Below are 10,404 nucleotides of genomic sequence, written 5' to 3'. Positions count from 1 at the left end.
AGCTACAAGGAGAAGGGCGTGGCCGGGACCTCGCTCGTGCCGTTCGGCTGGGGCGACGGCGGCGGCGGCCCGACCCGCGAGATGCTCGCCGCCGCCGAGCGGCTCAGGTCTCTGGAAGGCTCGCCGGCGGTGGCGATCGACTCGCCCCAGGCCTTCTTCGAACGCGCCGAGGCCGAGTACGAGAACCCGCCGGTGTGGTCGGGCGAGCTCTATCTCGAACTGCACCGCGGGAGCCTGACCAGCCAGCACCTGACCAAGCAGGGCAACCGCCGCAACGAGCACCTGCTGCGCGAGGCCGAGCTGTGGGCCGCGACCGCCGCCGTCCGCGAGGGCGCCGCCTACCCCTACGACGAGCTGACCGACAGCTGGCACACCGTGCTGCTGCAGCAGTTCCACGACGTGCTGCCGGGCACCTCGATCGCCTGGGTGCACGACGAGGTCGAGCAGAACAACGCCGACCTGCTGGAGCGGCTGGACCGGGTGATCGACGAGAGCGTGCGCGTCCTCGTCGGTGACGGCGACCTGGAGCTCGCCACGGACGGGCTCGGCATCCGTGAGCGCGCCACGCACCCGGCGGGCGTCTCCCTCACCGCGGAGGACGCCGGGTTCGTGCTCGACAACGGGCTCGTCCGGGCCGTGATCGACCGCCGGGGCCACCTGGTGTCGCTGCGCGACGCCGGGACCGGCCGCGAGGCGATCGCGCCGGGCGCGGCGGGCCACCGCCTGGTGCTGCACCGCGACATCCCCAACGAGTGGGACGCCTGGGACATCGACGAGCACTACCGGCGCGTCGCCCGCGACGTCGACGAGGTCGAGAGCCTGGAGACCGGCGACGGGGAGATCGTCGTGACCCGCCGCTTCGGCGACTCGACGATCAGGCAGACGTTGCGGCTGCGCCCGGGATCGGCCGCGCTCAACCTGGTCGCCGAGGTCGACTGGCACGAGCGCCACGCCCTGCTCAAGCTCGTCTTCCCGCTGGACGTGCACGCCGACAGGTTCGCCGCCGAGACCCAGTTCGGCCACGTGTACCGGCCCACGCACACCAACACCTCCTGGGACGCCGCCCGCTTCGAGGTGTGCGCGCACCGCTGGATCCACGTCGGCGAGCCCGGGTACGGCGTGGCCATCGCCAACGAGTCGACGTACGGGCACGACGTGGTGCGCGACACCCGCCAGGACGGCGGCACGACCACGACCGTCGGCCTGTCCATGCTGCGCGGGCCGATGTTCCCCGACCCCGGATCCGACCTGGGCAGGCACACGCTCGCCTACTCGATCAGGCCGAACGCCGGCATCCGCGAGGCCGTCGCCGAGGGGTACCGCGCGAACGTGCCGGCGCGTGCCGTGCGCGGGGGGCGTGAGGTCGAGCCGCTGGTGCGGGTCTCGCACCCGGCCGTGATCGTGGAGGCGGTCAAGCTCGCCGAGGACCGCAGCGGCGACGTGATCGTGCGCCTGTACGAGTCGGAGGGGACCAGGGCTCCCGTGCGCGTCGAGGGGGTCGGGGCCGCCCGCTTCGTGGACCTGGTCGAACGCGACGTCGAGCCGCCCGCGGACGCGCGGTTCGAGCCGAGGGCCGTGTCGCTGACGCTGCGCCCGTTCCAGCTGGTCACGTTGCGCTTCACAGCAGCTGGTCGATGAACTCCAGCAGGGTGGCGAGGTCGCCGGCGGCCTGACCACCCGCGGTGGTGCGGCCGACGACGAGCTTCGGCGCGAAGTCGGCCGCCGTGCCCGGCGCGATCAGGTGCCCCGCCGCCGCGTCGCCGAGCGCGGGCAGGTTGGGGTCGATGGTCGTCAGGAACCCCGACCTGCGCTGCGGCGGGTCCATCGAGAAGTGGTCGTGGCCGACCAGCGCCACGTCCTCCGGGATCCGCAGGCCGTGGGCGCGCAGGCCGACGTAGGCGCCGTAGGCGATGAAGTCGTTGGCGCAGAAGATGGCGTCGACCTCGGTGCCCGCCTCGATCAGCCGGTTGACGGCCTGCAGGCCCCACGCCTTGGACCAGTCGCCGACGATGGGCTCCACCGCCTGCCCGGCGGCCGCCAGGGTCTCCACGAACCCGCGCGTGCGCAGCTCGGCGCCCCGCTCGCTGCCCTCGCCGATGTGCGCGATCTTCGTCCTGCCGAGCGACAGCAGGTGCTCGGCGGCGATCCGCCCCGCGCCGTGGTCGTCGGGCAGGAACGAGACGTCGGCCGGGTCGTCGGACTCGCAGAAGGCGTAGGCGACGGGGCACGACAGCCGGTCGGAGACCGACGGGTAGAGGCCCGACGGCCCCGACCCGATGACCAGCACGGCGTCGACGTGACGGGCTTCGAGCGCCCGGACGAACTGGGCACGCCGCTGGTCGCTCTCGGCGGCGTCGCACACGAGCGTGGCCAGCCCGGCCGCGGCCAGCCTGCGTTCCGCGCCGCGCAGCACCATGCTGCTGAAGATCTCCGAGGCGTCCTCGATGATGATCCCGACCAGCTCGCTCCGCCCTCTGGCGAAGGACTTGGCCAGAGCGTTGGGCCGGAAGTCGAGGCGTTCCACGGCCTCGTGGATGCGCCTGCGGGTCTCCTCGGAGGCGCGTCCGGTGTTGTTGAGCACCTTCGACACCAGCGACACCGAGACGCCGGCGGCCGCGGCGACGTCCGCGAGGGTAGCGGCCTTGCGCGCCATCAGTTCCTGTCCTCCCGGTGACAACAGGTGACGTCCACGTTTCTCCGGACTCTTGACAAAGTAGCAGGATCAGCACGACCATGGCGATGGTCAACCGGTTGACCATCGCCATGAAATCCGCCGGCACGCCACTGCTGCCCGCGTGAGCCCCCAGCGGTCACGACACCGCCCGAGCTCGATCGCCACCATGCCCGCAAAGAGGGATTCGTCATGCTTTATCACAAAAACTGGCGGCTCGCCGGTATCGCGATGACCGGAATCATAGCTCTCACCGCGTGTTCGTCCGGACGTCCCGACGCCGGGACGGCCCCGGACGCCAAGGTGACGATCCACGTCGGCAACATGCCCACCAAGGACAACGCCGACAATCTCGCTCTGTTCAACAAGCAGGTCACGGCCTTCCAGAAGCTCCACCCGAACGTCACCGTGGTGGGCGAGGAGACCAAGTTCGACCCGCAGACGTTCGCCGCCCTCGTCGCCGGCGGCTCGATGCCCACCACGATGCAGGTGCCGTACACCAACATCCAGCAGCTCGCCCTCAACGGCCAGGTACGCGACATCACCGACCTGGTCAAGGGCGACGCGGTGCTCTCCAGGCTCAACCCGGCCGTCGCCAAGCAGACGCAGAACGCGGAGGGCCACACCTTCGGCGTCGTCTCGGCCGCGTACACGATGGCCTTCATCTACAACCGGGCGCTGTACGAGAAGGCGGGCCTCGACCCCGACACCCCGCCGAAGACCTGGGACGAGGTGCGCGCCAACGCCAAGGCGATCAGCAGGTCGAGCGACGCGGCCGGCTTCACGATCGCGACGACGACCAACTCCGGCGGCTGGATCCTCACCACGATGGCCTACGCCAACGGCAGCATGATCCAGCAGCGCCAGGGCGACACCGTCACGTCCACGATCGACGCGGCCGGCGTGCAGGACGCGCTGACGTTCCTGCACGACGTCCGGTGGACCGACCAGGCCGCGGGCAAGAACTTCCTGCTGAGCCAGGACGACATGCGCAACTCCATCGCCGCCGGGCGGATCGGGCAGACCGTCCTCGGCGCCGACCTCTACCGCGACCTCGTCGGCAACCGCGACATGCCCGGCGACGACCTGGGCATCGCGCCGCTCCCGCAGTCGGCCGCCGGCCTTGGCACGCTGGGCGGCGGCGACATCGCCGTCGTCAGCCCCAAGGCCGCCCCGAGCGAGGCGGCCGCCGCGCTGGAGTGGGTGAAGTTCCGGTACCTGAACCGCTTCCTCGACCAGCAGGCCGCCGTCGAGTGGGCCGAGACCTCCAAGGCGGGCGGCCTGCCCGTGGGCGCACCGGAGGTGCCGCTGTTCTCACCGGAGATCTACGACCGCTACCTGACCTGGGTCTCCGGCTACGTCAACGTCAAGCGGGACCACTACCGGGCCTACTTCGACAGCCTGGGCAGACTGCCCATCCTCGGCGAGCCGCCCGTGGCCGCGCAGGAGACCTACGCGCTCCTCGACGCCGTCACCCAGCAGGTCCTCACCAAGCAGGACGCCGACATCCCGGCGGCGCTCACCCAGGCCCGGACGGACGCGCAGGCGCTGATCGATGCCGCCGCTCAGTAGGTGGACCCAGCGCGGCGGCCTCGGGAAACTCCTGTTCACCGCGCCCATGCTCATCGTGTTCGGGCTGTTCTCGTGGTGGCCGATCCTGCGCAGCCTGGTCCTCAGCTTCCAGCGCACCAACCTGGTCACCGACCCCACCTGGGTCGGGCTGCGCAACTTCAGCAGGGTGCTCGCCGACCCGCTGCTCGCCACCGCCGCCTGGAACACCGTCTGGTTCACCGCGCTGGCCCTGGTCGTCGGCTTCCCCGTGCCGGTGCTGCTCGCCGTGTTCATCGGGGAGCTGCGCCGTACGCGGACGATCGCCAGCGTGCTCGTCTACGTGCCGATCATCATCCCGCCGGTCGTGGCGGTGCTGCTGTGGAAGCAGCTGTACGACCCGAGCGAGCACGGCCTGCTCAACACCGTGGCCGGCTGGGCCGGGCTGGGACCGTTCCCCTGGCTGCAGAGCGCCGAGACGGCGATGCCCAGCATCGTCGTCCAGGCGACCTGGGCGGGCTTCGGCACGACGACGATCATCTACGTCGCCGCGCTGATGTCGGTGCCGCCCGAGCTCTACGAGGCGGCCGAGCTCGACGGCGCCGGGGTGCTGCGCCGGGTGTGGCACATCACGCTGCCCCAGCTGCGCCCGGTCATCCTGCTCATGCTGATCCTCCAGGTCATCGGCACCTTCCAGGTGTTCACCGAGCCCTACGTCATGACCGGCGGGGGGCCGGACAACAGCACGGTCACGCTGCTCATGCTGATCTTCAAGTACGCCTTCGTCGCCGGCGACTTCGGCAAGGCGACGGCCCTGAGCCTGATGCTCGCCGTCTTCCTCACCGCCCTGTCCGCGGTGTACCTGCGCGCGACGAGGGGGTGGAAGCACTCATGAACGAGCGTGGCATCCTGTCCAGCGGCGAGCGGCGCAGGCCGGCGACCCGCGTGGTGTTCACCGGGCTGATCGTGGCCGTGCTCGCCTGCCTCGCGATCGTCGCGGCCGGACCGATCCTCTGGCTGGCCAAGTCGGCGGTGTCGACCTCGCAGGACATCCTGCGCGACCCGTTCGGCTGGTGGCCGAGCGGCATCCGGTGGGACAACCTGGCCAGGGCGTGGAACGGCATGGACATCGGCCGGGCCCTGGCCAACACGGTCTGGATCGCGGCCGGCAACTGGTTCTTCGGCCTGCTGGTCGCCCTGACCGGCGGCTACTCCCTCGCCATCCTGCGGCCGAGGTACGCCGGGGTCGTCTCGGCCGCGGTGATGGCCACCCTGTTCATCCCGGGAGTCGTCTCCCTGGTGTCGCTGTACCTGACCGTGATCGACGTGCCGGGCGTCGGGGCCAACCTGATCGACAGCTACTGGGCCGTGTGGCTGCCCGCCGCCGCGCACGCCTTCAACGTGCTGCTGGTGAAGAACTTCTTCGCCGAGCTGCCGAAGGAGGTCTTCGAGGCGGCCAAGGTCGACGGCGCCAACTCCTTCGAGGTGTTCCGGCGCATCGTGCTGCCGATGTCGCGGCCGATCATCGCCGTCGTCTCGCTGCTCACGCTGGTGTCGGCCTGGAAGGAGTTCCTGTGGCCGCTCCTCGTGCTGCCCTCGCCCGATCTGCAGCCGCTGTCCGTCGTCCTCTACAAGATCTCGGCCACCGCGGAGACCAGCACGCTCATCGCCGCCATGTTCATCGCCGTGATCCTGCCGCTGGTCTTCTTCCTGCTGTTCCAGAAGCAGTTCCTACGAAGCGCCGGCCGCGCCGGCGCCGTCAAGGGGTGACCCGATGAAAACACTGTCAGCGCTCCTCCTCGTCACCACCGCGTTAGCCGTCCCGAAACTCCCGTACTCCAACACCTTCGACCCGTGGGCCATCAGCAGGAGCGGTTCGGCCGAGGTCGCCTTCACCGCCACCGCGCAGGGCCACACCGGGTCGGCGGTGCGCATCGTCAACCAGACGCCGAGCAGCCCGAACACCTACGGGCAGCTCGCCCAGACCGTGCCGGTCAAGCCGGGCACGCTCTACCGGTTCACCGCCTGGGTGGCCTCGGAAGGGCTGTCGAAGGCGGCCGCGCTGCAGGCGGTGCTGAGCCCGGACAGCACCCAGCGCTTCAACTTCCCGATGGGCGCCTACGACTGGCGTCAGGTCTCCTGGACCTACACCACCCCGGCCACCCAGACCAGCTTCTCCCTGCGCATCGTCTCCCAGGACGTGACCCCCGGCGTACGGCTGGACGACCTGACCATGACCGAGGACGGCAGCGGCCGGAACCTGCTGGCCAACCCCGGCTTCGAGGAACACTCCACCTACTTCGGGGTCATGAACGACTCCCTGCTCTTCGACCCAGGCAAGGCCGCCCTGGAACTGTTCACCGACGCCCAGAACCCGGCCCCCGCCCCCTGGGCCGTACAGGACGCCCGGGGGACGCAGGTCGCGAGCGGCACGGCCGCCTTCACCGGCGGGAACAGCGTCGTGGACCTGGCCTCGCTGCCCAACGGCTTCTACACCTTCACCTCCGGGACGCTGAGCACGAGCTTCGGCATCGTGCCGCCGATGCCCGCCGAAGCGGCCGGCTCGCCGTTCGGGGTCGGCCTGCACGGGTACGAGCAGGAGCTCATCGACGGCATCGCGCGCATCGGCTACACCCACTCACGCAACGACGTGGGCTGGTCGGCGGTCGAGAAGCAGGCGGGCGTCTACACCTTCGACCGCTACGACGCCGGATTCGCCGCCCTGCACGCCGCCGGGATCGAGCCGCTGCCGATCTCGGCCTACCGCAACCCGCTCTACGACGGCAACCGCACGCCCAGCTCGCCCGAGGGCCTGGCCGCCTACGGACGCTTCACGGCCGCCGTCAACCAGCACTTCGCGAGCTACACCCGGGCGACCGAGGTCTACAACGAGTTCAACATCAACTTCAACGACGGCCTGTGCGGCCGGACCCCCGCCTGTTACGCGCAGCTCCTCCAGGCCGCCGCCGCCGCCAAGCCGCAAGGAGCCCGGCTCGTGGGCCCGGCGATCTCCGGCGCTTCGGCCGACTACGTGCGCCAGGTGCTCGAACAGGGCGGTGCGCAGGCGCTGGACGCGGTGTCCGTCCACCCCTACCGCCACCCGACGCCGCCCGAAGGCATGGACACGCAGATGGCGTCGCTGAGCCAGACCATCGACGCCGCCGCCGGCCGCCCGCTCCCGCTGTGGCTGACCGAGTACGGCTGGCCGACCCACACCGCGGGTGGCACGACCGACGCCATGCAGGCCGACTACCTGGTGCGCTCGGCGGTGCTCTCCCTGGCCGGCGGCGCCGACCGCCTCTACTGGTACGACGCCCGCGACGACGGAACCGATCCAAACAACCAGGAGCACAACTTCGGCGTCTTCGAGGTCCGGCGCGCGACGGCCCGCTACGCCGCCGAGCCCAAGCCGGCCGCGGTCGCGCAGGCGGTGATGGCGGCCGAACTCGCCGGACGCACGATCACCGAGCGGGACACGCTGGACGCGACCACGTACTCCTTCCCCTTCAGGGGCACCGCGGGCGACCTCGTCCGCGTCATGTGGGCGTCGGACGGCCCGCGGACCGTGACCCTGCGCACCGCCCAGCCGCTCACCCTCACCGACCAGTACGGCGTGCCCGCCACCCTGAGCCCGCACGCCGGGGCCGTCCAGGTGACCCTGACCGAGCACCCGGTCTACGTCAGGGGCCAGGTCGACTCCCTCGCCCTCGACCCCGCGCCCGCGATCACGCTGAAGACGCCGCCGACCGTCGCCGACGGCGAGGGCATCGAGGTGCGCGCGGTCGTCGACCGCACCGGCCGCAACTGCCGCGCCGTCCCCGCCAAGGTGACGATCACCCTGGACGGGCGGCGCCACGACGTCAAGGTCAAGGGCTGCGGCACCGCCGAGACCGTCTTCGACCTCCCCGCTCCCGCGGGCGGCAAGGCGAGCTGGGTCACCGGCTGGGCCACCACCGGGAACGAGAAGGTGGCACGACTCGCGACGCCGACGATCAGGGTCACCACCCCCGTGGTCGCCGCCATCGGGGTCGACCTCGTCCGCGACGGCGGCTACCGGGCGCAGGCGTCCGTCTCCCTGTCCAACACCTCCCGCAAGACCCCCGTGACGCTCGACGGCATCACCTGGACGCTCGGCAAGGAGTCGGGCACGATCGACGACACCACCACGCTGCAGCCCGGCAAGCAGGTCTCGCACGCCGTCCCCCTTCCGTCGCTGCGCGTGTGGGAGCAGGGCTACCTCGACGTGTCCGTCAGGCTGCGCGGCCGTCCCGCGCTCCAGCTGCGGCAGTCCGTCGGCGCGGGACCGATCGAGCCCGACACGGCCACCACGGTCGCGCCGATCGACCTGGCGGCCGACGCGACCTGGTTCCGCTACACCGGCGACTGGGGCGGTGCCGCAGACCTCGGCGGTCCCGTCCGGATCACGCAGACGGCGACGGGGCTGCGCCTCCAGGCCACGGTCCAGGACGACGTGTTCACCCAGAAGAACCCGGCGGGCAACCTGTACAACGGCGACTCCATCCAGCTCTCCCTGTCGCCCGCGCTCCCCGGCGCCTCCACCGAACGCACCGAGATCGGCCTGGCGCTGACGCCCGACGGGCCGGCCGCCTACACCTTCGCCGCCTTCGGCATCGCGATCACCGGCCCGACCCCGACGGAACGGCTCGCGGTGACCAGGACCGGCGCCACCACTGCCTACGACGTCGTCCTGCCCTGGCAGAGCCTGGGGCTCAACGGACCTCCGGCCGGGGTGTTCGCGCTGTCCCTGCTGGTCAACGACGACGACGGCCCCGGCAGGAAGGGCTATCTGGAGTGGTCGTCCGGCATCGGCCACAGCAAGGACACCGGCCGGCACTTCCCCGTACGACTCACCAGCGGGCTCCAGGGGCCGTCCGGCTCCTGAGGGCTCCACGAGGGCCGGGGCGACGGCGAGGTGATCGATCACTTCGTCGTCGTGCGGCGCGCGGGCGACCGGCTAGGCTGTGACGCGCAGCGCGAGGAGAGGGGGCCCTTGGACGAGGCTGAGACGCCGCGCCTCACGATCCACGAGGTGGCCCGGCGCGCGGGCGTGTCGCACCAGACGGTCTCCCGGTACTTCAGGAAGAACGAGACCCTGAGACCGGCGACCCGCGCCAAGATCGACCTGGTCGTCCAGGAGCTCAACTACCGGCCGAACCTCGTCGCGCGTTCCATGCGCACCCGGCACACGAACCGGCTGGCGGTCACCCTGCCCGCCTCCGACTACCTGTGGCCGGCGCGCATGCTCCGCGCCGCCGCGGCCGCGGCGCACGCCGAGGGCTTCCAACTGGAGGTGCTCAGTGTCGAGGGAGATCCGCGGGCCAGGGCGGAGCGGGTGCTGGAGCTGGCCGGATCCGGGCAGGTCGAGGGCGTTCTGTCGCTTACGCCCCTGGAAACCGATCCGGCCGCCTCGCCGGTGCCCATCGTGGTCACGGGCGACTACGACGACCGACTGCGCGGGACGAACGAGCTGGCGGACGCCTCCCCGGTCGAGGAGATCATCGACTATCTCGCCTCGCTCGGCCACCGGGTCTTCTTCCACATCGCGGGCGCGCAGAGCTGGGCCTCTGCCCGCAACCGCAGGCTCGTCTTCGAGCAGACGATCGCGCGCCGCGGGCTCGTCTCGTACGGCGTCGCGCTCGGCGACTGGAGCTCCCGGTCCGGCTACGACGCCGTTCGCGGTCTGCCCGACGGCTGTGGCGTGACCGCCATCGTGGCCGTGAACGACCACGTGGCGATGGGGGCCGTACGCGCGGCGCTGTCACGGGGCTGGCGGATCCCGGGCGACGTCAGCGTGTTCGGCTGGGACGACGAGGAACTGGGACGTTTCGCCACCCCCTCGCTGTCCACCGTGGCGGTGGACCGGGAGGTGCAGGGGCGGGAGGCGATGGCCCGGCTCATCGCGGCGGTGCGCGGCGAGCCCGCGCCGCCGCCGTCCGACCGGTCGATCAACCGGGTCATCGTCCGCGAGACGGCCGGTCCGGCGCCCGCCTGAGGACCGGCCCGCACGTCGGCGCCGATCCAGCCGCAGGACCCGTCGGCCGCCCTATCAGTGGCGCGGCGCCCACGTGCGCGCAGCCGGCCGCCCGATCAGGGGAGTGGCGCCCACGTGCGCAGCCGGCCGCACATGCCGAAGGCGCGAGGGCAGGCCGCCGTGGTGCGGACCA

Annotated in this window: 7 protein-coding genes; 6 read left to right on the top strand and 1 reads right to left on the bottom strand. The window is 71.4% G+C overall.

Translation table 11 applies throughout. The features are described from left to right. The coding region (locus ACWCSD_RS38120) for an alpha-mannosidase (protein ID WP_449922212.1) at window positions 1-1,638 on the top strand (1,638 nt) is incomplete at its 5' end. Here ACWCSD_RS38120 and ACWCSD_RS38115 read toward each other — a convergent pair. Continuing rightward, window positions 1,619-2,653, bottom strand: coding sequence for a LacI family DNA-binding transcriptional regulator (locus tag ACWCSD_RS38115; RefSeq protein ID WP_449922210.1), 1,035 nt, complete (start codon window positions 2,651-2,653; stop codon window positions 1,619-1,621). The two genes, ACWCSD_RS38120 and ACWCSD_RS38115, sit on opposite strands and share 20 nt — an antisense overlap. Before the next feature lie 210 nt (window positions 2,654-2,863). Between ACWCSD_RS38115 and ACWCSD_RS38110 the strand changes: the two genes are divergently transcribed. The 5 genes from ACWCSD_RS38110 (at window position 2,864) to ACWCSD_RS38090 (ending at window position 10,232) form a co-directional block, all read left to right on the top strand. Further along, on the top strand, window positions 2,864-4,243 hold the full coding sequence (locus ACWCSD_RS38110; protein WP_449922208.1) for an ABC transporter substrate-binding protein: 1,380 nt from the start codon (window positions 2,864-2,866) through the stop codon (window positions 4,241-4,243). After that, window positions 4,227-5,114, top strand: a complete 888-nt coding sequence (locus ACWCSD_RS38105; protein WP_397158481.1) for a carbohydrate ABC transporter permease — start codon at window positions 4,227-4,229, stop codon at window positions 5,112-5,114. The genes ACWCSD_RS38110 and ACWCSD_RS38105 overlap by 17 nt, the downstream gene beginning before the upstream one ends. Continuing rightward, window positions 5,111-5,989, top strand: a complete 879-nt coding sequence (locus tag ACWCSD_RS38100; RefSeq protein ID WP_358299433.1) for a carbohydrate ABC transporter permease — start codon at window positions 5,111-5,113, stop codon at window positions 5,987-5,989. The genes ACWCSD_RS38105 and ACWCSD_RS38100 overlap by 4 nt, the downstream gene beginning before the upstream one ends. Window positions 5,990-5,993: 4 nt before the next feature. Further along, complete coding sequence (locus ACWCSD_RS38095; RefSeq protein ID WP_449922205.1) at window positions 5,994-9,122, top strand: glycosyl hydrolase; 3,129 nt, start codon at window positions 5,994-5,996, stop codon at window positions 9,120-9,122. Between the two features lie 108 nt (window positions 9,123-9,230). Further along, complete coding sequence (locus ACWCSD_RS38090; RefSeq protein WP_397158475.1) at window positions 9,231-10,232, top strand: LacI family DNA-binding transcriptional regulator; 1,002 nt, start codon at window positions 9,231-9,233, stop codon at window positions 10,230-10,232. The last annotated feature ends 172 nt before the right edge of the window (window positions 10,233-10,404 follow it).

It is taken from the genome of Nonomuraea sp. NPDC001684 (assembly GCF_053596515.1).
Note: the sequence above shows the minus strand (reverse complement) of the source record. Positions and strands in the feature narration are given on the sequence as shown.